Origin of the sequence: Chondromyces apiculatus DSM 436, assembly GCF_000601485.1 — a bacterium.
Classification (GTDB): Bacteria; Myxococcota_A; Polyangia; order Polyangiales; family Polyangiaceae; genus Chondromyces; species Chondromyces apiculatus.
Map to the genome: position 1 here is coordinate 21,722 of NZ_ASRX01000055.1, position 23,952 is coordinate 45,673.

Sequence of the window (23,952 nt, forward strand, 5' to 3'; positions counted from 1 at the left end):
CCGAGCGGGCCAGCGGATGGCGCGCTACCACCCTCCACCTCGATGAAGTCCATCACCGCGTACATACACTTCCCCTGGTGCCTCCAGAAGTGCCCCTACTGCGATTTCGTCTCGTTTTCGAAGGCCCGTGAGGCCATCGAGCACCGCCTCTACGCCGACGCCGTGCTGGCGGAACTCGCACGCCGCGCGCCCGCGCTCGCCCACCGACGTCTTGAGAGCGTCTTTTTCGGTGGGGGGACACCGTCGCTCTGGGAGCCGGAGCAGCTTGGCCGCGTGCTCGACGGCATCGTCGCTGCGGCCGGCGAGGTCGCCCCCCACCTGGAGATCACCGTCGAGTGCAACCCCTCGTCCCTCGACGAAGACCGCGCCCGTGGCCTCCTGCAGGCCGGCGTGAACCGCTTGAGCGTGGGTGTCCAGGGCCTCGACGAAGAGCGTCTCCGCTTCCTTGGACGACTCCACGCTCCCGAAGGCGGCCTGTCCGCCGTGCGCGCCGCCATCCAGGCAGGGCTACCCCGCGTCAGCGGTGACCTGATCTACGGCGTTGCCAGCGGAGACACCGCTCGACCCCGCGAGCAGGACCCCGGCGAGGCCGCCCGGGAGGCGCGCACCCTCGCACGTACCGGCGTCGGGCATGTCTCGGCCTACAGCCTCACCATCGAGCCAGGAACCCGCTTCGGGGAACTCTCTCGCCGCGGGCGCCTGCCCCTGGCCGCCGAGGATGGTGTGGCAGATGCATTCCTGTCCATCGAGGCCGTGCTGGAGGAGGAGGGCTTCACCCACTACGAGGTCTCGAACTACGCCAGGAAGGGCGAGGAAGCACGGCACAACCTGGGGTACTGGACCGGCGTCGACTACGTCGGCCTCGGCTGCGCCGCCGTGGGTACCGTGAGCGATGCAGAGGGCTCGGCCCTGCGCTACCGGAACCTTCCGAACCCCGACCGCTACATGGCCGCAGCACGGGCCGGGACCCCCACGGCCGACAGCGAGGAGCCACTGGACGCCGAGACCCGCCTGCGTGAGCGGATCATGCTCGGCCTCCGGCTGCGCGCTGGCCTCGACCTGGAAGCGGCGGCCGCAGAGCTGGGCATCCCGGCCTGGTCCGAGCCACGCCGACGGGCAGCGGACCGCCTCGCCAGAGATGGCCGCCTGGAGATCCACGGAGGTCGGCTCACCATCCCCGCCCGTTCCTGGCTCCTCGCCGACGGCATCGCCGCGTCGCTCTTCTAACTAGGCCTTCTCTTCTCGGGCCTGCGCTTCATCCCCATCGCCCTCGCCCGGTCCGGTAGACACGGTCGCCCGCACCACCGCGGCCTGCGCCCCCGGCGCTGCGCTCGCCACCAGCCGCCCTCGCGCATCGAGGATCCGTGAGGTTCCCTGCCCCGCCAGCGCGTGCAGCGTGCGCTGCCGTGGCGGCCCCCAGTTGGCGTTGACCACCCCGATCCGGTGCCGGCGCGCCACCGCGGGCAGGATCTTCCGACGCAGGTCCACGTGGGCCGGACTGTCCACCCAGGCCGAGGGAAACAGCAGCACGTCCGCCGCATCGAGCGATGCCCCGGCCTCCTCGCTCACGAAGTGGATGTCGAAGCAGATGGCCGCCGTCACCCGCAACCCCACCACCTCGACCACTGGCGTACCCAGGTTCCCCTCGGACGCCCAGCGCTCCGGGAGCCACGGATGCCGCTTGCGCCAGTGACCGACGCGCCGTCCCTCTCCGTCCACGAGCACGAGGCTGTTGTAGAAGCACGCCCCATCCACCTCGATCAGCGGCGCTGCGATCGCGACCCCGGACCGACATGCCAGCGCGGCCACCTCCGCCAGCGTGGGTCCATCCAGCGGCTCCGCAAACCGACGCAGATCGAAGTTGCCCCTGCCCGACACGTAACCGGTGAAGCTCGCCTCGGGCAGCAGCGCGAGCTGCACGCCGTGCAGCGCCTCGGCGGCGAGCAGCGCCGAAAGCTCCGCCAGGGCCCCTGCAACCTCGCCAAACCGGTGCGGGAGCTGGATCGCCGCGACCTCGACTCCGGCCTCCCCTCCCGGAAGCCTTGCTCCCCCGCTCAGAAGCGCCCCACCACGAGTGCTCCGCCCATTCCCGGACCCACCGACGGGACCACGGACACCTCCAGCGACGGGTCGCTGTACCGAGGCAACGGCGAGGGCGCCTTTGGCTCCGGCTCCAACCTGCCAGGCGCCGGCACCGAGGGGTTGTCCATCAGGTACAGCAGCACGCCGGCACCCCCCATGATCACGCCGCTCGTTGCCGTGATGGCCCCGATCTGCCGCCACCTGTCGCGTTGTTCGAGCGCGTCGTTGTACCTGGTGCGCTCACTGGACGGCAGGTTCTTCGTGTCCTTTGCACTGTCGTGGATGTCCGCTGCCACGCCCTGCTTGTACAGCGCGAGCCCCGCGAATACGCCCCCGGCCACCATGCCGGCGATGCCCGTGCCCAGGAACGCGTAGGCGACGTAGCGCTGCGGCGTGCGATCGAGGGGGATGTCGAGGTGCAGCATCTGCCCCCGCCGCAGCTCGATCTCGCGGGAGAAGGGCTTGCGACCATCCCGGGTGATGGTCAGGAGGTGCTTGCCGGAGGGCACCTCCACGGGCTGGACCAGCGGCGCCTGGCCCACCGTACGTCCGTCGATGGACAGGTCGGCGCGCGCGTCCGTGCTGACCTCCAGCCTCGCCGGGCGCTCCTTCATCGCCACGTCGAGCGCCACCACGGCTCCTTCCAGGGTGACGACCTCGCGCTCGTCGTCGAAGTAGCCCGGTGCGCTCACCTTGATCCGGTGCTTGCCGGGCGTCACCTCCTCGATGAACGGCAGATCCTTCATCTCCCCGCCATCCATCCAGAGGACCGCCCCCTCCGCGAGCGCCGAGATCATGAGCTGCGTCTTCCGCTTCACCGGCGCAGGAGCCTCCGGAGCAGGCGGCGCCACCGCCCCTGCCTCGGCCGCGTCGAGCCGCGCCGCGATGGGCTCCAGCTCCGCGAGCGCCTGCACCACGTCGCTGCGCCGCCCCCCCTGAGGAACCTCTGCGAGGTAAGCCTGGTAGAGCAAGAGCGCCTTCCGGACATGCTCGGGCTGCTTGTCCACGTAGTACTGGCGGCGCTCCGCCTGCGCGATGGAGAAGCGAATCCCCGGCCGCGGGGAGAGCCGGTAAGCCTCCTCGAACGCCTGGATGGCCGCCTGGTACTGCGCGCGCTCGTACGCCTTCGCGCCTGCATTGAAGAGGTTCTTGGCCTGCACCACGGCATCTTCCTGAGCCATGGCCCGGGGCGCGCCGAGCATCATGGCAGCCAGGAACGCCGCCTGCGTGGCACGAAGCACTGGACGAAGCGCGTGGGCCTTCACGGATTCTCTGGCTGTCGGAAGAAGACACGGAACGACGTCGCGTCCGCCGCGATGAGATCGAGCAGCCCGTCACCATCCACATCGCCCAGGGCGAGCGTCGCACCCTTGAACAGCGCCGGCTCCTTGTCGATGAACGCACCGGCCGATTTCAGGATGGTGACGCGATTGCATGCAGTCCCCTCGCTGGTGTCCGTATCGCACTCCCCTTCCGACGGATCGGGAGGCGCGATGATGCAGCCCCCGTCGGCCGCGAGGACGACGCCCTCCAGCATCTCGTAGTCGCTCGAAAGCTCGGTCCAGACCACGCTCGAGATGACTCCGGACGAGTCCGCGCACGACTGCAGCAGCGGCGAGTCGAGAGGAACCGAAAGATCATTTTCATCCCCCCAGAGCACCCGGAGCTCGTTCACCGCAGAGTTGGGTCCGCTATCGGTGATCAGCGACAGGTCGTCGGTCCCATCCTTGTTGATATCGACCGCGGTCAGGCTCCCCGGTACGAGCCTTCCGGTGAGCTCCACCGGGTCGAAGGCAGGCACCCACTGCAGAACCGCGCCGTCCGTGACCAGGTCGAACACGTGAATCTCGAACGCCTCGTCCGACACCGGGACCCCCAGCACCAATCGATCCGGCTTCTCTGATCGTCTCATGATCGCAACCTGCGCCTCGATGACCCGCTTCGTGGCGCTGTCCTGCGGCACGGTGACCTGACGCTCCGACGGCGGCGGGGGATCCCCATCCTTGTCCAGCCCGATCCACCACATCCGGGACGAGAGCTCCGAGGCCCCTCCACCGAGATCCAGGCCCACCGCCGCGATCCCCTTGGTTGCCGTGCTCTCCTCGCGGGGCTTGCGAAAGTACCCGACCGCGATCAGCTTGGGCACATCACCGCTCACCAGCAGATCGGTGGACAGCATCATCGTGGACTGCAGCGAACGGCTCGCATTGCCGGCAAAGAAGGTCATGAAGGATCCCTCCTCGCCGCTCACCGCATTCCCCACCGACAGCACTGCCAGATCGGTCATCCCGTCGCTCGCTGCCGAGAGCGGGCGGTAGTCGCCCGTGACGAGCTGCACGCCATCCTGGACCCTGCCGACCAGGACTGGCGGCGCGGGAGCCGTCAGGTGGCGACCGAAGGCGAGCCGGACCCCCGCCTCCGAGCCGCGCGCGACGTCCTCCAGGAGGCCGATGTCGGCGATGCTATCCCCGTCGAAGTCGCCCCTGACCATCTGCCCCACGGCCATGCCGGCGGGAATGCCGCTGGGATTCAGGAGCCCCTCCTCCGTCCCACGGAAGAAGGCGAGCGCCGTCCCTCCCGGTGACACGGCCACCACATCGGGATGCGCGTCGCCGTTCAGCTCGTGCATGATGGCCGCGCCCCAGGGCCTCTCGGTGTTGTAGACGCGGTAGCCGGCCGACTCCCCGCCGGACAGACACTCTCCAGCCGGAGTGGCGGGAGACGAGAGGTTCGCGCTCATCACCACCTGGCAGGGGTCCACGTAGTCGGGGACGAGGTCGCCATCGAGGTCACCGATCGCCAGCAGCACCGGCGCAGCGCCGCACAGCGAGGCCACTGCGGGAGTCAAAGCGTCGACGCAGATCCCTTCCTCGAAGTGCCCGGAGACGTGATGAAGGACGTGGATCTGGATCTTCTCCTCGCCCCCCACCTTCAACCCGACCGCCACCTCGGGGTGGCCATCGTGATCCAGATCGAAGGCCTGGACGGGTCCGGCGAGCTCCGGGGCGACGCCGCCCTCACCGTCGAACGCCCAATTCAGCGCCGGCGCGCCCGGGTCAGCGCAAGGATCGTGGACGTGCAGGACCAGCGACCCGGCGCGCTTCAGCGGGATCAGCAGCTCTTCACAGTCGGTGCTGGGATCGACGTTCGCCACCGCGATGGGCCAGCGCAGGTCGACCTCGTCGTCCTGGAACTGCTGCTCCCCTGGTTCCTGGTCGATGGCGATCACGCTCCTGCTGGTGACGATGAACACGTCATCCAGGGTGTTGGCATGCGCATCGCCGTTGCTGGCAAGCACCATCTTCCAGTCCCTCTCCGACACGAGCGGCTCGTCCATGTCGGTGAGCAGCTCGACCGGGTAGACCCGCGGCGTGAACACGTGTTCTTCGTCCGCGTCGAGCACCCCGATGCCGTTGCCGATCGCGAGCAGCAGCTCCTCCCTGGGGAACGCGTCGACCTTGGTGGATGCGTTCAGATCGGCAGAGATCACAGCCTGACCTGCGAACGCGGTGCGCAGGGACTCCCGCATCACCTCTCCGTCGAGGTGGTGCACGGTGACGGTGGTCGCCGTGGCCGCGAGGACCTCCTGCTTGCCGTCGCCATCGAAATCGGCCGTGAAGAGGCGACCGACTTCGGTCTCGACCTTGGGACCGGGGCGAAACGTCGTGCCGGCCTGGCGACAACTCCCGTCGGTCCCGCATCCCCACCCAGGCGGGCAGCACGGATCCTTCATATCCTTGCTCACGAGGTCATGCTGCTGGAGGCATGCGGGAGACTTCGGCTCGCACTTGAGCCGGCAGGCGTCGGTGCATTCGAAGGAGGGCCCCTCGTATCCAGGGATGTCGGGCGTGATGGAGGCTCCATCGCAGTCCTCGCCTTCCGCTTCATCGATGAACCCGTCTCCGCAGACGCCACCTTCCAGCCGGGGGTAGTCCACGCACCCGGACGGCGCGAGGAGCGACGCTCCCAGCACCACACCCCCGGCCCATCTCCACGGCGCCCTCTGGCGGCTCCGTCCCGCCCTCCCCTTCACCACTCCACCTCTCCGCGTCCCGAGCCGTTCCCTTTTGTCGGCAAGCGGGTCAGCACCACCGGCAGCACCACGTTGGCCGAAGGAACGATCTCCACGTCCTTGCTCACGTACCCTGGCGCGCGGAGCGTCAGCGTCACCGGCGCCTCACCCCGGGGCAGCACCAGCGTCTCTGCCGAGGTGCCCAGCTTCCTCGGGCCGAGCAGCACCTCGACCACCTTCGGCGTCGCCTGCACGGAGAGCGTCACCTCGGCGGCCTCGGCGGGCTTCACCTCGGGCGGCGCGACCTTCGGCAGCGTCACCACGGGCACCCCCGGCAGGTGCAGCGCCGAGAGCGGCACCGCCTGCGACGCCCCCCGCTGCGAGGCCACCGCTGCAGCGCCCACGATCCCGGCCACCAGCGACACCATGGCCACGATCACGGCCGTCCAGCGCCTCCCGCGCGGGGCCACGTCTCCCGACGCATCGAGCGGCGTCTGGCCGCCCGAGCGCGGATCGACCAGCGTCTGGGCGCTTGAGATCGACCGCAGCTCGGCCGGAGTCAGCCCGCTCGGGGTCCGCCCTCCCCCGGAGCCGCCGCTCTTGCGCGAGGTGCGCGCCGCCGGCAGCGCCTGCACGTCGTACCCCGCCTCCTGGGCCGCGCGCGCGAGCGCCTCGACCGCGGCGCCCGCAGAATCCGGACGGGTATCGGGCTCCTTGCGGAGCATCTCCAGGATCGGCGCGTCGAGCTGCTTCGCCAGCTCCACCCGCACGCTCGACACCTTCGGGGGCGCCTCCGTGGTCTGCTTGAGCATCACGTCCATCACGCTGTCGCCGGTGAACGGCACGTGACCCGTGAGCATCTCGTGCGCGAGGATCCCGAACGAGTAGATGTCCGTGCGGTGGTCGACGTGCTTGCCGCGGCACTGCTCGGGAGACATGTAGTAAGGCGTCCCCATCGGCTGACCCGTCCGGGTCTTCACGCTCACCCCCGAGTCCCCGAGCAGCTTCGCGATGCCGAAGTCCAGGAGCTTCGGGAAGATCGCCCCGTCGTCCTCGAAGATCAGGAACACGTTCTCCGGCTTGAGATCGCGGTGCGCGATCCCCGCTGCGTGCGCCGCGTCGAGCGCCCTCGCGACCCCGCGCAGGATCGGGACCACCTCCTCCGGATCCAGCCGCCCCTTCTGCTTGAGGTAGCGATCGAGCGGCAACCCTTCGAGCAGCTCCATCACGAAGAACTGCCGCCCATCGTCCGTGGCGCCGAAGGAGAAGATGTCGATGATGTTCCGGTTGCGGATCTGGTTCACCGCCCGCGCCTCGGCCACGAACCGCGACATCATCTGCGGATTCGCCGAGTACTGCCGGTTCAGCACCTTGACCGCGGCAGCCTTCCCGATGAGCGGGTGCATCGCCCGGTAGACGCTACCGAACCCCCCCTCCCCGATCTTCCCCTCGATCCGGTACTCGCCCGCCATCTGCCCGGCGCTCAGATCGGCGTCCACCTGCTGGAACGACTCGTCCTGGAGGAGCACCGAGCCGTCCGCCTCGCAGATGGTCGCCTCGTCCGGATAGCGCTTGCGGCAGCGGGGGCAGGTGGCCATGGAGAGACCTGGACGTTCGCCTCGACAAGGTAAGAGCAGCGCTAGACTACACGAGGCGCGCTGGATGACCAGGCCGAGGCCCGCTCCGGGGTCACTCTGCGGGGGAGAACACGATCGGATACACCACCGTCACGATCCCTCCCTCGGGCTGTGGGAAGCTGATCCCGTAGAACGCGCGCACCACGCACGAAACCACGGCCTCATCGGGCAGATCGGAGCCGTTGCTCTGCGCGGCCCCGACAGAGCCGTCGCGCCCGATGACGAACCGCGCCGTGACGCGGCCCGCGAGCGCCGGGTTCCGCCGCAGCCCGTCCTCGTAGCACGCCCGGAACCTGCCGAAGTTCTGCCGGATGATGCGCCGGATCGCCTCCGGCGGCAGCCTCCCGGTGACCTGCGTCAGACCCCACCGGATGGTCGGGGGGCGGGCCCGGCGCCCGTATCCGCGCGGCCCGTGCCACGAAGACCACCACCCCCTCCCGCCGCCCCCTTGCAGCGGCACACCCCCGCCCCCCGTATACTCCCCCGGCAAGCCGCTCGTGTGTCCCACCGTCCCGATCCGCTCGAGCCCTACTCCGAGCCCCGATCCGCCGCCGCCGAGACCCACGCCCGAGAGCCCCAGCGCCTCGTGCCCGCTGCGATCCCCCAGCACCCGCGCCCACATCCCGCCATCGGCCGCGATCGCATCGGCCCCCTGTGCCTCCAGCGCGCCGAACGCCGAGGCTGGAGCGTGCTGACCTCCCGTCGCCAGGAGCCCGATCATCCCGAAATCCCGCGCCTCCTCGACCGCCCTCGCCGCCGACAGCGCCGCCTCACCTTCCGCCTGCTTCGGCAGCGCGAACCGCCGAGGCGCCGACTGCCGCGACAGCCGCGAGCCCATCGCGCCCTCCTCGCCCGCCGCGCGCGCCCCTCCACCTGCCTTGCCGTTGCCGCGGCGATCATTGACCCGGTGTCCCTCGCTGTCTCCGACCTCTGCTTGGCTTACCGGATCAGCAGCCTGGGTCTTCCGCTCCGCTGCCGCCAGGTAGCCGCGCAGCACCTCGGCCTCGGGTGTCGCCTCGTCCACGAGACCCGCCGTGAGCCCGGTATGGGCCGCGAATCCGAGCGCCCCCGCGTGCACCGCCGCCGCCACCGCCACGTACGGCAGCGCGCCGAGCGAACGCCTCCCTCCCGCTGCAGCCCACACGGGCCGTTCTGTGCCCTCCGCAGCCACCGTCACCAGGAAGCCCTCGATCCACAGCGTCAGCTCCTCGCCGCCAGCGAGCCGCACCTCGGTCGGCCCGGCCAGCAGGCGCGCCCGCCCGATCACCGTGCCCTTCCCCTCGCGCCCTCCCTCGCCCACCTGCCGCAGCGAGCCCACGCATCCCGCTGGCACCAGGGCGACCCCTTGCCCCCCGCGCAGCCTCGCCACGCAGACCGACGCCTTCCCCAGCGACGCACACGGCATCGCCACGAGCGCCCCCGGCGCCGCGCCGATCACCGCCTCCTCGCTGCCCCGGAGCTGCTTCGAGACGAGGACGTCGTCCCCCCACCGCACCGTCACCAGCAGCGCCACGCGCCCCCCCGTGCCCTCACGGCCATCCGCGCTCACGCGGGCCTCACCGGCGTTCTCGAAAGCTCTCATGGCACCCCTCGTCTCCTGCCGCATGGCTCAGAACCCCGAATCCCCGACTGGCTGCACCCGCCGCGATGCCGCGAGCAGCAGCGCTCCCCTGCGTTCTCCGGCGCTGCCGGAGCCCACGCCCTCGTCGCCGTCCCCCCCTGCGCCCCACACCACCTCCGCGCGCACCACCACCCCCTCGACGCCGCGCACGTAGGTGATCGCCCGCCCCTCGGCGAGCGCCTCGCCCCGGGGCAGCTCGAGCCGCGCCACCCTCCACCGCCCCAGCGGCTCATCCACCACCCAGGCTCCTTCGAGGGGCCTGCTCCCGGTCACGTTCACCGCGCGCGCCCTCCGCGCCTCGCGCCCGAGCCGGCAGAGCACCACGAACCCCCCTGCCCCATCCCGGTGCGAGACGCAGTCGTGCACCTTCGCCGGATCCGAGAGCGAAGCTCCTCGCTTCGGGGGCGCCGACGGCACGAGCCGCGCGGCATCGCCGTCCACCTTCACCAGCCCCCGCACCGTCTCCAGCGTGCGCAGCTCCGTCGCCTCCCAGACCAGCACCGCGCTCCCCGGCGACGCCGCGCCCGGAGCCGTCCGCAGCTCCAGCGCAGCCCAGTCGCGCCCCGCGCTCGCCGTATCCCGGTGCCGCAACGCAACCAGGTGGCCCTCGCGCGTGACCCGCACCGAGACCCCCCCACCCGCGAGCGGCGAAGCCTCGAGCGTCACGTCACCCGGCACCTCCCCGGACACCTCGCCCACCTCGGCGGGGGGCCAGGCCTGCGACAGCCCGCGCATCCCCGTCGCGGTCCCCGCCTCCGCCTCTCCTCGACGCGGCTCCGCCAGCACCACCTGCCCTCGCGGCTGCGCGCCTTCCGACCTGCCACCGAGGAGCGACCACGGACCGAACGCGAGGAGACCACCAGCAGCGATCGCCACTGCCACCGCCCCGACGATGCCGCGCCCCGCCCTCACAGCGTCCTCAGGAACGCGACGAGATCCTGCAGCTCGCCCGCCGACAGGTGCGACGTGTGCCCCATCCGATCGAAATTGTCCTCGAGCAGCGCCTCCAGCGTCGCGTAGCGCCCATCGTGGAAGTAGGGCGCCGTCCCCCCCACGAACAGGAGCGGCGGCGTCCTGAACCCCGACGTGGTGTCCTTCCCGCCGCGCGACCCCACCTCGTGCACCGTCCGATCACTGGCCTCCGCATCGAGACGGTGACAGTCCCCGCACCCCACCTCCGCCGACGCGAACAGCTCCTTGCCCCGCCGCGCGTCGCCTGCGCCGCCTGCTGTCCCCTGCGTCCCTTGCGTCCCCTGCGTCCCCTGCCCCGCCTCCGCCGCCACGGCGCGCCCAGGTGCATGCAGACCCTTCCGCAGGAACGTCGCCAGGTGCTGCAGCTCGACCTCGGGCAGCCCCGACCCCCCGAGGCGCGTCATCGTCTCCTGCATGTTGTCCTCCAGCCGCGCGTGCTTGCCGAGCCAGCCGTACGGCCCGCGATCGAGGCGCCCCACCAGCGTCGGCGTCTGCCGCGGCCCCGCGCCGAGCTTCCACACCAGCCCGTCGTCGCGCCCCTCCGGGTGACAGCCCGCGCATGCCCGTCCATCGCGCGAGATCCGCCGATCCCGCTCGGTCACGAACAGCCTCCTGCCCGCTGCCACCTCGGGCGGCAGCGGATCGTCCGCGATGACCGCCGTCTCCACCGCCCCCGAGACCAGATCCACCACCGACAGCGCGTGGGAGAGCTGGCTCCACACCACCGCGATCCCCGCCATGGCGTCCACGTCCACCCCTGTTGGCCCCGCCCCCACCGCGAAGACCCGCCGCACGCTCATCGCCGGATCGATCGCGCGCGCGTCGAGTTCCACCAGCTCGTCCGTACCCATCGACACCACGAGCAGCGCCTCCCCCGCGAGGGCCACCCCGCGTGCCTGACGGCTCGGCGCGGTCTCCGGCGCGACCGCGAGCCCGTCGCCGCCCTCCGTCGCGATCGACGCCAGCCCCCGCACAGGATGACTCCCCGCGGCCGGCTCCCCCACCAGCCGCTCGGCCACCGTCGCCACCACGGCCACCGACGCCACCGACGTCTCCTCCTCGACCGGCACCCCGCCGTAGGCCCCCGGGATCGCGCGCACCGTGTCCGCGCCGTTCTGCTCCGCCACGTGGGGCACGAACAGCATCCGCCCGTCCTCCGACAGCACCGCCGCGTAGGCGAGCGCGGCCGATGGGTGCAGCGTGCCGGCGCCGAGCGCGCCGTCCACCTGATTCCGGTAGCGCCCCCCGAGCACCGCCAGCCGCCGCGCGCGTGCCGGCACGCCGTCCACCGGCAGATCCACCACGCTCACCGCGTCTCCCACCAGGTGGGTCACGAACGCCCGACGCCCGTCCGGCGTCACCACCACCCCCCGCGGCTCTCGCGCGAGCGGCACCGACCAGCGCTGCTCCAGCGTCTCCGCGTGCAGCGACGTCAGCGCCCGCCCCCACGCCGACGTCACCAGCAGCTCGCCCCGCGGCGACAGCGCCATTCCTGCCGGCTCGACGGGCACCGTCACCGTTCCGAGCGGCGCGAGCGCCTCTCCCTCGCTCCGCGCGAACAGCGCCACCTCGTTCACATCCCGCAGCGTCACCGCGACCCTGTCGTCACCGATCAGGATCACCTGCTCCGGGCTGCCTCCGAGCAGCGTCGTCATCACCTCTCCCGACGCGAGCGCCACCGCATGAAGCGCCCTGTTGTCCCCGTCGGCGACGTACGCGACCTGCGCCTCCCCATCCAGCGCGACAGCCCCACTCCGCGACGGTGCAGAGAACGAGGAGAGCGGCGTCAGCGCGCCGGACGCCGCGTCGTCGTCCATCCCGCCGCACCCTGCGAGTGAGGCGAGCGAGGCGAGCGACCCCGCGAAGAACGCACCGAAAGCAATGCGGGCCGAGGACAGCACGGCAGACCAGACAGCGCCCGCGCCGCCCGGTTCCACCAATTGTCGAGTCAACCCTTATTTCAACGGATGTTCACGTTTCCAGAAGGGCCTGGCTCCCCCGCCGCGGCCTTCCTCCAGACGCACGAGGACGAGGATCCCGACGTGACCTGGTCTCCCTCTGGACGCACAAAAGCAAACGACCGCGATCGTCTCCGATCGCGGTCACTCGCTCCATTGCGGGCCGGGTATTGCTACCCGGTCAGCGCTGGCTGGCGCGGATCAGCACTCCGCCGCGCACTCGGCGTACGACGCGAGGGCCTCGGCGTCGTTGTCCGTGAACGCGCTGCAGTCGGTCTCCATGATGCAGTTGGAGGCACACTCGAGCTGCGCGGTGCACTCCGCGTCGCTATCCTCGCCGCCGTCACCCTCGGGGAGGCCGCACTCGTCGACGAGGTAGTCGGCAGCGTCGTCACACGGGGTGCCGCCGCAGCCCATGGCGAACGCGCTGGAGAACGCCATCAGAGCAGAAGCCATCAGAGCAGTCTTGAAGTTCATTGTCAGGATCTCCTTCAGTCAGTGTCTCGTGACGTATGAGGGCGGCCACACCGTCGACTCGAGGCCAACAGCGTTACGAGCAGCTCGCGAAGAGCGGCTCGTTCCTCCCCAGTTCTTTGCCCGCCAGGCGACGGGGTTCCCGTACAGCCTGGTAGTGCAAGGCCTGAGCCGTGCGTGCAGTACGTACAACGACGAGGATCGTCCCGTCAACTCTTGTGCGCCTGTATCAAATTCACCACAGGCCCTGCCCACACCCTGTGGTGGAAAGTATACGGGCGTCGCAAATACGCGCCGATCCTTGGATTTGACCGTCGTCCGCCGGCATCACGGCGCAGGACGCGCAGGACGCGCAGGACGCGCAGGACGCGCAGGAACTCAGCGGGCGCCCCGCCGCGCGAGGCCCCACCCTCGGCCCATGGGGTCATCTGCCACGACGCGTGGTGGGGTACCTGACCGCGCCGCCTTATGCAGACACGTCGCGGCACGACCCCCGCTGCGAGACCGGACTGCGCCACGCACTCGCTGGACCTCGCGCCGACGAGGGCGGACCGTCGAACCGCGGACAGGCGCCGGTCCGCAGCATCTTCTCCACCACCTGGCGCGAGACCGCCTTGAGCGGCGCGAACACCCCCACCCCTTCCCTGGCGGAGGCCTCGAAGTCGAGGGCGCCCTCCAGGTTGAGCGCCCCGCGCAGCTCCTCCACGGGGACCGCGTCCGGCAGGTCCACCTTGTTGTACTGAAGGACGTGGGGGATCTCGCGCAGCGCGTGCCCCTCCTCGGCCAGGTTCTCGCGCAGGTTCGAGAGCGACTGCGCATTGTCGGCTTCCCGCCCCCGCTGCGCGTCCGCGACGAATACCAGCCCGTCCACCCCTCCGAGAATGAGCCGCCGGGTATCGTTGCATTCCGTGCGCCCTGGCACCGTGTAGAGCTGGAGCCGCACCTTGCACCCCCACAGCGCCCCTACCTCGAGCGGCATCGCGTCGAAGCACACCATCCGCTCTGCGTCGGCCCCGAGCGTCATCAGGGTGCCGCACGTCGCCCTGTCCGCGTGGGCGTGGACATGGCGCAGGCTCGTGGTCTTCCCGCCCATTGCCGGACCGTAGTAGACGATCTTGCAGCTCATTTCACGCAGCGGGTAATTCACGCACGGCATGCTTTCGGCTCCACTGGACTGGACGTTGGGTGCCCAGAGGATGCGCCCCGCCCTGCCCCTGCGCAATGACGTGCACATTCATTCTGCAGGGACGCCGTGGACGGCGGGACTCGCGCCCGAGAATGGTCAATCGTTGCCAGTGCTCCGTTTCCCAGGTTCGTCCCGAGTCCTCCGCTCGGCGTTCGAGCGAAGAAACGGGGGTAGCGACCATCGGGAGCGTAGGGACCGAAGGTCCCTGATTCGCCGTACGCAGTACTCAGGGGCAGCCGGCGGGTTGCACTGCGCCTTGCACGATCTCGGGGACTTCGATGCCTGCCTGGGCGAGGAGCTTGTGCTGGAGCAGGGCGTAGTTGAACCACCAGCTATAGCGCCGCTGCGGCATGTTCACGTGCGACGGGAAGCCGATCCGGTTCTGCGCGATGAACCCTGCCGGGTCGCCCGCGCCCGCCGCGAGCTCCGCGCTCGTCCAGTTCGCCGGATCGCGCCGCTCCCGTGTCGCATTCTCGAACCCCCGCTCCGCGCAGGCGGCGAGTTCGTGGTGCATCGCGAGCAGCGCCTCGCCCTCGCTCGCGAACGGCCCCACAGCGCCTTCCTCGTAGATCCCCGCCTGCTTCAGGGCCCGGAGCCCCGCCGCCGTGATCGCCGTCGCGTCCGCGCAGTGCTGCCAGTCGTCCCACTCCCCGAACGTCGCCCGGCTCCCGTCCGGCCGGATCCCCGCCCCGTAGAGCGGCACCAGCCGCCGCCGGTTCTCCCCGGCGCTCGGGTCGTCGCACACCGACGGTGACAGGAACGAGTCGTTGAGCAGATCGTTCGTGAAGTAGCTGGTCCCCACGTCCCGCAGGAACCGCGTCAGGTGGATGAAGATCGTCCCCACCCGCTCGTCGCCCGTCTGCTCTTCCCAGGCCAGCAGCGGCTCGATGAGCATCGCGCTCATCCAGGGCGAGCACCACGGATCGTTCGCCATCGCGTCCGCGTGCTGCTCCCCCGAGTGCACGAAGCAGCTCTGGGGCGGGAACGACGCCCCCGGGTTCACCTCCCCGAGCGCCCCCGCGTCCCCGGTCACGTGCCGGTAGGCCGTGTCCACCATCTCGCCGAGCGCGTCTCGGAACGACACCTCTCCGGTGAGCTGGTGGCCGTAGTAGAGCCCCTCCATGCTCGTCCCGAGGAGCCGCTCGGTCCACAGCTTGTCGATCCCCCGCGCGTGCCCCTCCCGGTAGGGCACCACGAACAGCGGATCGTCCCGCCACATCTCCGCGATCGCCTGCCCTGCCTCGAAGGCTGCCTCGTCGCCGGTCAGCGCGTAGTAGGCGTACAGCCCGCGCAGGTGCGAGTACTTGGTGTCCGGGTCCGGCTTCCCCGTGAAGATCCCCCGGTTCTCGCCCGAGAGCGCGATCTTGCCCGCGTAGTACGAGCAGTTCTGGTAGCCGTGCCGCAGCACCTCGGCGTCGCCGAGGTGGCTGTACGCCGTCAGGAACGTCGCGCACCGGTCGTAGAGCCAGGCGCTGTAGTCCTCGATGGGATCCATCACCGACTCCGGGTCGGGGTTCAGGGCGTAGCTCTCCCGGTACATCGCCGAGCTGGTGAAGTCCCCGAGCGCCTTCGAGAAGAACCCGAGCCCCTGCTGCACCTCGGCTGCCGCGACCTGCGGCCCGAGCAGCCCGGTGCGGGCCACGTATCCCTCCGGGAACGTCGCCAGCACCCGCGGCTCCCGGCTGGTGAACAGCGGCAGCTCCTCGGCCGTGCCCTCCACCAGTGCGTAGGAACCGCCCTGCTGCGCGATGGTCCGCGTCGCCGTCCGCGCCGTCGCCGTCGACGCCGCGCTCACCTCGTCCGACCCGAAGGGCACGATCTCGCCGCCCGCGTCGCCATTTCCACCGGCCCAGCGCACCTCCACATCGAGGGTCTCGCCGGTCATCAGCGCCGCGGGGAACTGGATCACCACCGCCCGCGTCCCCTCTTTCCCCCCGGCCGCGTCGTGGAACGCCAGCGTCTCGCGGATCGTCGCCGCGACGGGCTCCCCGCCTGCGAGCACCAGCATCTCCTCCGCGTCGCGCACCGCGCCCCGCGGCAGCGGCAGCCCGAAGGACACCACCGATCCACCCGCCACGGCGCGCGTGAGGCGCACCGTCACGCCAGTCCCTGGATCCTCGACGCCACCGCCGATACCCCCGGGGGTCTGCCCTTCGCTGCCCGGCCCCCCGGGCACGTCATTCCCCCGAACTGTCGTTCCGCTGGGATCTCCACCGCCGCAAGCAGCGAGCGCAACAAGACCCAGGCACATTGCAATGCGCATTCATCCTCGCACGATGTGATCGGCACGCCGCGTTCGGGCGGCGGTGCGGTGACGGATATCGCGACATGCCTGGATCCGTAGGTCGTTTCCCGGCCTGGCCCGATAACCAGCTCAGGTCCGGACTGTACGCGCCGGGTCGGATCCGGTCCAGCGAGAACGCCCGCGGCGGCATTGCGGCCCACGCAACCCTGGGTGATTGCAGGCTTGAAACCGCGATCTCTGGTGAATGCGGGAAATAAAATCGAGACCCTCGCCCCAAGAAAGGAAAAATCGAGGCGCCAGCGAGCCTGGCTCAGCGCCGCAGCAGACGCCCGTGGCGCGACGCTCGACGAACGTGCTGAACGATGTTTCCCCCCTCCCCTGCGGTTTCCTGCCTGCTCTCGGCCACCACCTCGCCCGAGATCATCACCGTCCGGATCCCGGAAGGCGGCGCATCCGCGTGTCCTGGCCGGGTGTTGTCGGCCACCTCGGCCGCGTCGAACAGGACCAGATCCGCCCGGTAGCCCGGCGCGATGCGCCCCACCTCCGTCAGCCCGATGCGCTCGGCGGGGAACGAGGTCATCCGGCGGACCGCCTCCTCGACCGAGAACAGCCCGAGGTCCCGCGCATAACGCCCGAGCACGCGCGGGAAGGTCCCGAAGGAGGCAGGGTTGTGCTTGCCGCGGCTCGTGAGAATGGTGTCCGTCTCGATCGCGCAGCGCGGGTGCGACAGCGTCGCCCGCAGCGGCTCGTCCTGCTCCCCGTACCCCGAGTAGGTATCGATGAGGATCCGCGCCTTGCCGTCGCTGAGCCGCGCCAGGTGCACGTAAGCGTCGAAGGGATCCATGCCGAGCTGCGCTCCGATCTCGTCGACGCGCAGCCCTTCCAGGGCCGTGAGTTCCGGGACGTCTGCCCCCCATAGCAAGGTGATATCGCTGTACTCGAGCCCCAGGAACAGGCGGAACATCATGAAATCACGCCGCAGCCGCGCGATCGCCTGGCGGTCCCGGATCTTGGCGCTGAATCCGTCGAGCAGCCAGGCCGGGAACAGGGCATTGGTGGTGGTATTGCCCGCCGTGTACGGGAAGGCGTCGAAGGCCGCGTCCACACCCTCGTCGATCGCCCTGTCGATCGCGCGCAGCACCGCCCGATGCGTCGGCCACGTGCGCCTGCCGATGGCGATCTGGTGCGAGAGCTGGATGCGCGCCCGGGCGTCGCGCCCGAGGCGAAGCAGCTCCCGCACCGAGCGCAGGTTGTGCGGCACCGTGAGCAGCATCGGCCGGTAAAACGGCGACACCCAGGTGAAGGCCCGTCCGTGCACCGTGAACACCGCCCCCTCCTCCGCCGTCACCCGCGCGAGCGAGAGCAGCTCCTCGTTGTCGGCGAACACCCCCGGCGCGTAAGCGAGCCCCGCCGACAGGCCGAACGCCCCCTGCCGGATCGCCCCGCGCGTCTCGTCCCGCAGCGCCCGCATCTCCCCCGCGCTCGGCGGCCCCGGGCGGTTGCCCATCACCGCCTGTCTCACCGTCCCGTGCCCCACCAGGAAGGCCGCGTTGAGCAGGAGTCCCCCCGAGCCCAGCGCGTCGAGCATCTCCCCCATCGACCGCCAGCGGTACGGGAACGCCCGGTCACGCAAGAGCTCCGAGGAGTGCTCCACGAGCGGCTCCGACGCCTCGGTCACCGGCGCCGGCGAGTGTCCGCAGTTGCCCGCCACCACCGTGGTGATCCCCTGCGCCACGAGCGGCGCGAGCACGCCGCCGTGATCCGGCAAGGTGAGCACCCAGTCCGCGTGCGAGTGGATGTCGATGAACCCCGGCGCAACGCACAGGCCCGCGGCATCCACCACCCTCGGCGCCGTCATCTGCTCCGGCATCCCCACCGCGACGATCCGACCCGCACGCACCCCCACATCCGCGCGAAACCGTGGCGCCCCAGTCCCATCCACCACCGTCCCACCCCTCACCACCAGCTCAAGGTCCATCGGTACTGCGTACCCTAAATCAGGGGCCTGTCGGCCCCTACGCTCCCGGTACTGCGTACCCTAAATCAGGGGCCTGTCGGCCCCTACGCTCCCGATGGTCGCTACCCAGGTACTGCGTACCCTGGACCGGACCCCTGAACTCCCGCGGACTGCTACCCCGGGTTTCTTCGTGGCTCGGAGACCGGATGTACTAGGCTCCGCGCCCTCATGGCAGAGCAACGAGCCGCCTCCACCGGCACCCCTGGCCTCTCCGGCGATCCCGCCGTTCCTTCCGCAACGGACCGCGCCGACCACGCCGATCGCACCCTCGAAGGCGCCGAGGGCGCCGCTGCGCGCACCTTCCTCGACTTCCTCGCGTCCATCCGCCCTGCCGTGGAAGCGCGGCTGGAGCAGCGCTGGCAAGCCGAGGTCTCCCGCGTCGCCCGCTACGGGCGCGAGGTCGAGGCCATGGCCACCGAGGCCCGCAGCCTCACCTTGCGCGGGGGCAAGCGTTACCGCGCCGGCCTGGTCGTGGCCGCCCACCTCGGCCTCGCCCCCGACGCCCCGCTCGACGCCGCCTACGACGTCGCCGCCGCCCTGGAGCTGATCCAGACCTACCTCCTCATCCAGGACGACTGGATCGATGAGGACCCCACCCGCCGCGGCGGCCCCAGCGTGCACACCGCCCTCGGCCACACCCTCGGCGACGCCCGCCTCGGCGCGGTGAGCGCCTTGCTCTCCAGCGACCTCACCTGGAGCCTCGCCATCGGCACCCTGGCCCACGCCCCCGCCACCCCCGAGCGCATCGTCGCCACCCTGCGCGCCCTCTGCGACATCCACCAGGACGTGGTGGTCGGCCAGCACCTCGATGTGCTCGGCCGCGCCGAGGACGTCGAGCAGATGCACGCCCTCAAGACCGGCAGCTACACCGTGCGCGGCCCCCTCGTCCTCGGCGCCACCCTCGCCGGCGCCTCCGCCGACGTGCTCGCCGCCCTCGATCGCTTCGCCGCGCCCGTGGGCATCGCCTTCCAGCTCCGCGACGATCTGCTCGGCACCTTCGGCAGCGAGGCCGAGACCGGCAAGCCCGTGGGCAACGACCTCCGCGCCGGCAAGCGCACCGCCGTCATCGCCTGGGCCGACGGCCGCCTCGACGCTGCCGCCAGCGAGGCGCTCCGCAAGGCCTTCGGCCGCAGCGACGCCACCGCCAACGAGGTCGCCGCCGCCACCGCCGCCCTCGTCGCGAGCGGCGCCCGCACCGCCGTCGAGGACCGCCTCGACGCCCTCTGCGCCGAGGCCGAGGCCCTCGCCGCCTCCCTCCCCGTCTCCCCCCGCGCCCGCGAGATCCTCGCTGGCGCCGCCGCCGCCCTGCGCTGGAGGCAGCGGTGACCCCCGCGCGCGGCGCCGCCTGCGGCAAGGTCATCCTCCTCGGCGAGCACGCCGTCGTGCACGGCACCCCCGCCATCGCCGCCGGCATCGAGCGCGGCGCCGAGGCCACGGTGATCCCCGCGCCCGAGGGCCGCAGCAGCCTCCACCTCGCCGGCATCGAGCACCTCCCCGGCGAGGCGAAGACCCCCCTCTGCCACGCCTTCGCCGCCCTCCTCGCCACCTTCCCGGACCTCCCTCCCGTGCGCATCACCGCCGAGAGCCGCCTGCTCCCCGGCGGAGGCCTCGGCAGCTCCGCCGCCCTCGGCGTGGCCATCGCCCGCGCCGCAGCCACGTTCGCCACCAGCACCGGCAGCGCCACCAGCGTCGACGCGGCCCAAATCCTCGCCGCAGCGGGCGCCTGGGAGCGCGTCTTCCACGGCAACCCCTCGGGCATCGACACCACCGCCGCGGCCCTCGGCGGCTGCTTTCTCTACACCCGCGCCGAGGGCGCCTCGCCCCTGGCCCTGCGCCACGACGTGTGGCTCGCCGTGGGCTCCACCGGCACCAGCGCCTCCACCAAGTCCATGGTCGAGTCGGTCGCGCGCCTCTTCGAGCGCAAGCCCGAGGTCCGGGACCACACCCTGCCCGCCATCACCGCCCTCGTCCGCAACGCCGCGCTCGCCCTCGAAGCCGGGGACCTCAAGGGCCTCGGCCACCTCCTCGACCTCAACCAGATGCTCCTCGCCGGCATCTTCGTCTCCACCGAGGACCTGGAGCGCATGTGCCTCCTTGCGCGCGAGGCCGGCGCCCTCGGCGCCAAGCTCACCGGCGCCGGCGGCGGTGGCTCGCTCATCGCCCTGCTCGACGCCCGCAGCGACGACGACGCCGCGCGCGCCGCAGCCCCCGTGCTCGCCGCCTGGCGCGCCGCGGGCTACGACGGCCAGCTCGCGCGCATCAGCGACCGCCGCGCCACCCCCACCAACGGCCCCGCCAACGGCCCCGCCAACGGCCCCGCCGCGGCCACCTCCAAGGACCCCTCATGAGCATCACCGGCCGCGCCACCGCCGTCGCCCACCCCAACATCGCCCTCGCCAAGTACTGGGGCAAGCGCCGCTTCGGTCACAACCTGCCCGCGGTCCCGAGCCTCTCGGTGACCCTCGCCGGCCTCTCCACCCTCACCACCGTGGAGTTCGACGACACCCTCACCGCCGACGAGCTCCACCTCGGCGGCCGCCCCGCCGCCCCCGGCCCCCTCGCCCGCGTCACCGGCCTCCTCGATCGCGTCCGCGCCGCCACCGGCCGCCGCGAGCACGCCCGCGTGGTGAGCCACAACGACTTCCCCACCGCGGCCGGCCTCGCCTCCAGCGCCTCCGCCTTCGCCGCCCTCGCCTTCGCCGCCTCCGCCGCCACCGGCCTCTCCACCGCCCCCGACGCCGTGAGCGACCTCGCCCGCCGCACCAGCGTCTCCGCCGCGCGCTCGGCCTACGGCGGCTTCGTCGCCCTCCGCGCCGGCGAGCCCGCCGACGAGGTCCTCCCCGCCACCCCCATCGCCCCCGAGGACCACTGGCCCCTGCGGGTGATCATCGCCGTCACCGCCGAGGGCCCCAAGGACGTCGGATCGAGCGAGGGCATGAAGCACACCGTCGACACCAGCCCCTACTTCCCCGCCTGGGTCGACGACGCCCCCGCGCTCTACGCCCGCATCCACGCCGCCGTCCTCGCCCGCGACATCGCCGCCCTCGGCGCCGCCGCCGAGGCCAGCGCCCTGCGCATGCACGCCTCCGCCATCGCCGCCGATCCCGGCCTCCTCTACTGGACCGGCCCCACCGTCGCCGTCCTCACCGAGGTCCGCCGCCTGCGCGCCCGCGGCACCCCCGCCTTCTTCACCATCGACGCCGGCCCCCACGTCAAGGTCTTCACCCTCCCCGAGGCCGAGGCCGAGGTGACCGCCACGCTCCTCCAGATCCCTGGCGTCCTCCGCACCATCAGCGCGAAGCCCGGCGGCGGCGCCCGCCTCGACGGCGGCTGACACTCCGGACTGGCGAAAGCGCCTCGCCCTGCACGATTCCGACGCCCCAGCGCTCCCCGTGCGCGGCGGCGCTCCGGAGCGCCGCTGAAATACCCTGATATAGCGTGTCATAGCCCGGCCAGCGGCGGCGTCCCAAGGTGCCTGTGCCGGGAGCGCTGAGGCTCCCGCCCCACAGAAAGTCCCGTGGCCACAGCCAGGGGAACCAGGAGGAGACGCGATGAAAACCATGCACCATACCCTCGTTCCGTTCATGCTCATTGCCGCTTCCGCCATGCTCGGCGGCTGCATCGGCACGGAGGCGGACGAAGAGGCTGACGACCTCGCGAATGAAGACGAGATCCTGGTAGACGACGTGGAGCCCACGGCAGAAGCCGTTTCCGCGGCTACCTACAACGGGGTCTGCGGCTCGGGCTACCACGTAATCGCCTCCCACGCGCTGTCCGGAGGCACCGTCTTCCTCACCTACAACAGCAGCACCGGGAAGAACTGCGTGGTCACCGTCCGCAACACGTCGGGCGCTCGACTTCCCATGACGGCGCGGGTGTCGAAGGCAGGCCAGCCCTGGATCGTCGACTCCGGCCAGTTCACGACCTACGCCGGCCCGGTCTACGTGTACGCGCCCCATGCCTGCATCGACTGGGGTGGCTCGATCAACGGGTCCAACTTCAACGACTACGGGGTGTTCTGCGGCTGAGCAGATGCCCTCGGCCCTCGCCTGAGCATCCGACCTCGCCCCTCGGCGACCGCTGGCCTCCGGACGCGACGTCCGCGCCCGGTCGCCGGGGCAGTCTTCACCCCGCTCAGCCCACTCACCCCACTCAGCCCACTCACCCCATGCCTCGCCGCCTTCCCGCGGCGTGCATCATGGCGACACCACCTCGACCCGCGCGACCCCGAGCCGAAGCTGACCGGTGGTCGGGCGCCGCTCGATGAGCCCCGCAGCCCCGCGGATGCCGGCGTCCCCGAGCTGCTTGCGCGCGCGAGAGACGTCGACGTTGAGCTTCAGAGGGTCCACCGCGAGCATCTTGCACAGCGCCCCTCGGTCTATCCACCCGCACTCGATTGGCGGCAGCTCCGCGTCCTTCAAGCGCTGCCGCGCCAGCGTGAGCAGCAGGTAATGGTAGCTCCGCGGCGCGAGCAGGATGGGGTGCCCCCCGCGCAGGACCGTGACCTCGACGTGCTCCTCGTCGCGGCTCACCACGAAACGCATCGCGACGGTCTCCAGCGCCGTGTCCACGAGCCCAACCCAGGTCGCGGGCGCGCCCGCGGGCAGCTCGACGACCCACGTCTGTCCGTCGACGATGAGCAGCTCGTGATCGACCACCGGTTGGGGCGCTTCGTCCTCCCGCTCGACGACCCACTGCCCCGCGGCATCCTGAAAGACAAGCGCGCGCGGGTGCGCGTCGTCCGGCAGCGCGAGCACGTGATCGGTGGCCGTCTGGGTCTGGCCCGTCTTGCGCTGGCGGGCCAGGAGGAGCGGAGCGCCTGCGCCGACGAGCGTGAAGCCCATGGCCAGGCCGCCCAGCGTGAAGACCGCCCCCTCGTGGAGCAGGGCGCGCTCCCCGGCGTCGAGCCTGCGCCCGTCGACGAACGTTCCGTTGCGGCTGCCCAGATCGCGCAGCTCCCAGCGCTCCTGGAACCAGCGCACGATGGCGTGCTCGCTGGACACCCCGGGCTCGTCGAGACGCAAATCGCACGAGGGATGGCGGCCAATCATGCACCGGGACCCCAGCGCGAAGCGCCCCTGCCGGTTTCCGAGCTCCTCCAGGACTCCCATGGCGATGCTCAGGCCTCCGGCGCCCGTCGATAGAAGAGATGGAGCCAGACCTCTCTCTTGCTCACGTCGCCTCCCCCGACGTTGTGAAACGGCCCGGAGGTCATGGCAACCACGGACGGCTGCGACGGCTGCGACGGCTGCGACGGCTGCGACGGCTACGACGGCTGCGACGGCTGCGACGGCTGCGACGGCTGCGACGGCTCGGACTGAGTCGCCAGCTTGCCGTCCTCCGAGGTCAGGCCGTCAGCGAAGACCATCCCCTACCTCCGCGCACAACCGGCGCAGGTCGCAAGGCAGCACCCGTGCCCTCGGGCATGCCGGGCAGGTCTCGGCGCGCCGGAGCGCCCCCGGCCATCAGGGACGGGGGCATTCGGAGCCCTCGGAACCTCCCCTGTTCCGGGGACGGGGGCATTCGGAGCCCTGGGAATCCGTCCGGCCCAGGGACGGGGAGATTCTCGGGCCCGAAGAGTCTCCGCCGACGGGGACGGGGGCATTCTCACCGCGTGAGCCTCCCCGAGCGCGGGTCGGGACGGGGGCATTCGGAGCTGTCGGAGTCCACCCGGCCACCGGGGACGGGGGCATTCGGAGCTGTCGGAGTCTGCCCGGCGCCGGGGACGGGGGCATTCGGAGCTCTCCG

Annotated in this window: 17 protein-coding genes; 5 read left to right on the forward strand and 12 right to left on the reverse strand. The window is 71.3% G+C overall.

Annotated elements, in window-relative coordinates; translation table 11 throughout:
- Window positions 1-42: 42 nt before the first annotated feature.
- The gene (hemW, locus tag CAP_RS29540) at window positions 43-1,227 is read left to right on the forward strand and encodes a radical SAM family heme chaperone HemW (RefSeq protein ID WP_044247017.1); all 1,185 of its coding nucleotides are present in this window, start codon (window positions 43-45) and stop codon (window positions 1,225-1,227) included.
- Here hemW and CAP_RS29545 read toward each other — a convergent pair whose 3' ends face one another.
- The 11 genes from CAP_RS29545 to CAP_RS29595 all read right to left on the reverse strand — a co-directional run bounded on the left by CAP_RS29545 (window position 1,228) and on the right by CAP_RS29595 (window position 18,165).
- Entirely contained in the window at window positions 1,228-2,058 is an 831-nt protein-coding gene (locus CAP_RS29545) for a carbon-nitrogen hydrolase family protein (RefSeq protein ID WP_044247051.1), read from the reverse strand.
- Window positions 2,055-3,323, reverse strand: a complete 1,269-nt coding sequence (locus tag CAP_RS29550) for a carboxypeptidase regulatory-like domain-containing protein (protein ID WP_044247018.1) — start codon at window positions 3,321-3,323, stop codon at window positions 2,055-2,057. The genes CAP_RS29545 and CAP_RS29550 overlap by 4 nt, the downstream gene beginning before the upstream one ends.
- 20 nt (window positions 3,324-3,343) lie before the next feature.
- Window positions 3,344-6,058: an FG-GAP repeat domain-containing protein gene (locus CAP_RS29555; RefSeq protein ID WP_044247019.1), complete on the reverse strand. Its 2,715-nt coding sequence runs from the start codon at window positions 6,056-6,058 to the stop codon at window positions 3,344-3,346.
- Window positions 6,059-6,111: 53 nt separating this feature from the next.
- On the reverse strand, window positions 6,112-7,692 hold the full coding sequence (locus tag CAP_RS45840; protein WP_052376311.1) for a serine/threonine-protein kinase: 1,581 nt from the start codon (window positions 7,690-7,692) through the stop codon (window positions 6,112-6,114).
- A 91-nt stretch (window positions 7,693-7,783) separates the two neighbouring features.
- The gene (locus CAP_RS29565) at window positions 7,784-9,313 is read right to left on the reverse strand and encodes an AgmX/PglI C-terminal domain-containing protein (RefSeq protein ID WP_052376313.1); all 1,530 of its coding nucleotides are present in this window, start codon (window positions 9,311-9,313) and stop codon (window positions 7,784-7,786) included.
- Window positions 9,314-9,340: 27 nt separating this feature from the next.
- Window positions 9,341-10,264 (reverse strand): hypothetical protein, encoded by a 924-nt coding sequence (locus CAP_RS29570; protein WP_044247020.1) that lies wholly within the window; start codon window positions 10,262-10,264, stop codon window positions 9,341-9,343.
- The gene (locus tag CAP_RS29575; RefSeq protein ID WP_044247021.1) at window positions 10,261-12,225 is read right to left on the reverse strand and encodes a c-type cytochrome; all 1,965 of its coding nucleotides are present in this window, start codon (window positions 12,223-12,225) and stop codon (window positions 10,261-10,263) included. Before CAP_RS29575 ends, CAP_RS29570 begins: the two co-directional genes overlap by 4 nt.
- A 258-nt stretch (window positions 12,226-12,483) precedes the next feature.
- The gene (locus CAP_RS29580) at window positions 12,484-12,759 is read right to left on the reverse strand and encodes a hypothetical protein (RefSeq protein WP_044247022.1); all 276 of its coding nucleotides are present in this window, start codon (window positions 12,757-12,759) and stop codon (window positions 12,484-12,486) included.
- 463 nt (window positions 12,760-13,222) lie between these two features.
- Window positions 13,223-13,903, reverse strand: coding sequence for a GTP-binding protein (locus CAP_RS29585; protein WP_197041406.1), 681 nt, complete (start codon window positions 13,901-13,903; stop codon window positions 13,223-13,225).
- A gap of 265 nt (window positions 13,904-14,168) precedes the next feature.
- Window positions 14,169-16,118, reverse strand: a complete 1,950-nt coding sequence (locus tag CAP_RS29590) for a hypothetical protein (protein ID WP_197041407.1) — start codon at window positions 16,116-16,118, stop codon at window positions 14,169-14,171.
- A gap of 379 nt (window positions 16,119-16,497) precedes the next feature.
- Complete coding sequence (locus CAP_RS29595; RefSeq protein WP_081865385.1) at window positions 16,498-18,165, reverse strand: N-acyl-D-amino-acid deacylase family protein; 1,668 nt, start codon at window positions 18,163-18,165, stop codon at window positions 16,498-16,500.
- Window positions 18,166-18,372: 207 nt separating this feature from the next.
- Between CAP_RS29595 and CAP_RS29600 the strand changes: the two genes are divergently transcribed.
- The 4 genes from CAP_RS29600 to CAP_RS29615 all read left to right on the forward strand — a co-directional run bounded on the left by CAP_RS29600 (window position 18,373) and on the right by CAP_RS29615 (window position 22,232).
- Window positions 18,373-19,530, forward strand: coding sequence for a polyprenyl synthetase family protein (locus tag CAP_RS29600; RefSeq protein ID WP_081865386.1), 1,158 nt, complete (start codon window positions 18,373-18,375; stop codon window positions 19,528-19,530).
- Window positions 19,527-20,552, forward strand: a complete 1,026-nt coding sequence (gene mvk, locus CAP_RS29605; protein ID WP_063748774.1) for a mevalonate kinase — start codon at window positions 19,527-19,529, stop codon at window positions 20,550-20,552. Before CAP_RS29600 ends, mvk begins: the two co-directional genes overlap by 4 nt.
- Window positions 20,549-21,538, forward strand: a complete 990-nt coding sequence (mvaD, locus tag CAP_RS29610; protein WP_044247024.1) for a diphosphomevalonate decarboxylase — start codon at window positions 20,549-20,551, stop codon at window positions 21,536-21,538. The genes mvk and mvaD overlap by 4 nt, the downstream gene beginning before the upstream one ends.
- A 217-nt stretch (window positions 21,539-21,755) precedes the next feature.
- The gene (locus tag CAP_RS29615) at window positions 21,756-22,232 is read left to right on the forward strand and encodes a hypothetical protein (protein ID WP_044247025.1); all 477 of its coding nucleotides are present in this window, start codon (window positions 21,756-21,758) and stop codon (window positions 22,230-22,232) included.
- A 168-nt stretch (window positions 22,233-22,400) separates the two neighbouring features.
- On the opposite strand, the gene CAP_RS29620 is transcribed toward CAP_RS29615, so the two are convergent.
- Window positions 22,401-23,315: an FHA domain-containing protein gene (locus tag CAP_RS29620; RefSeq protein WP_044247026.1), complete on the reverse strand. Its 915-nt coding sequence runs from the start codon at window positions 23,313-23,315 to the stop codon at window positions 22,401-22,403.
- Window positions 23,316-23,952 lie beyond the last annotated feature (637 nt).

Bases quoted from the DNA above. Each gene is read 5' to 3' on its own strand.
- CAP_RS29600 (WP_081865386.1), top strand. From the start codon at position 18,373: ATGGCAGAGCAACGAGCCGCCTCCACCGGCACCCCTGGCCTCTCCGGC.
- CAP_RS29580 (WP_044247022.1), bottom strand. From the start codon at position 12,759: ATGAACTTCAAGACTGCTCTGATGGCTTCTGCTCTGATGGCGTTCTCC.
- hemW (WP_044247017.1), top strand. From the start codon at position 43: ATGAAGTCCATCACCGCGTACATACACTTCCCCTGGTGCCTCCAGAAG.
- CAP_RS45840 (WP_052376311.1), bottom strand. From the start codon at position 7,692: ATGGCCACCTGCCCCCGCTGCCGCAAGCGCTATCCGGACGAGGCGACC.
- CAP_RS29565 (WP_052376313.1), bottom strand. From the start codon at position 9,313: ATGAGAGCTTTCGAGAACGCCGGTGAGGCCCGCGTGAGCGCGGATGGC.
- mvaD (WP_044247024.1), top strand. From the start codon at position 20,549: ATGAGCATCACCGGCCGCGCCACCGCCGTCGCCCACCCCAACATCGCC.
- CAP_RS29595 (WP_081865385.1), bottom strand. From the start codon at position 18,165: ATGGACCTTGAGCTGGTGGTGAGGGGTGGGACGGTGGTGGATGGGACT.
- CAP_RS29620 (WP_044247026.1), bottom strand. From the start codon at position 23,315: ATGGGAGTCCTGGAGGAGCTCGGAAACCGGCAGGGGCGCTTCGCGCTG.
- CAP_RS29615 (WP_044247025.1), top strand. From the start codon at position 21,756: ATGAAAACCATGCACCATACCCTCGTTCCGTTCATGCTCATTGCCGCT.